Raw genomic sequence first — 398 nt, 5'->3', positions numbered from 1 at the left:
GGGCGGCTGAAACGTCTCGGCGCGCTTCTGGGCCGCGACTTTGAGGCCAACGCCCTGCTGATCGATCAGGAGCGCGACGGCGTGCGCCTGTCCGGCTATGCGGGCCTGCCGACCTATTCGCGCGGCAATGCGGCGCACCAGTTCCTGTTCGTCAACGGACGGCCCGTCCGCGACCGTCTGCTGCAGGGAGCCCTGCGCGGGGCCTACGCCGACTTCCTGGCGCGCGACCGGCACCCGGCGGCGGCCCTCTTCATCGACATCGACCCGCTTTATGTCGACGTGAACGTCCACCCGGCCAAGGCGGAGGTGCGCTTCCGCGACCCAGCGCTGGTGCGCGGCCTGATCGTCGGCGCCCTGCGCCACGCCCTGCACGCAGCGGGACACCGCGCCTCGACCAC

The 398-nt window shown here is 71.9% G+C and carries 1 pseudogene; it reads left to right on the top strand.

Going from position 1 to position 398, the window contains the following annotated elements:
- Nucleotides 1–398, top strand: a pseudogene (locus RT567_RS16930) (DNA mismatch repair protein MutL); the annotation flags it as partial.

This window comes from Brevundimonas sp., from assembly GCF_032107865.1.
GTDB lineage: Bacteria > Pseudomonadota > Alphaproteobacteria > Caulobacterales > Caulobacteraceae > Brevundimonas.
This window is presented reverse-complemented; position numbering and strand designations above follow the sequence as displayed.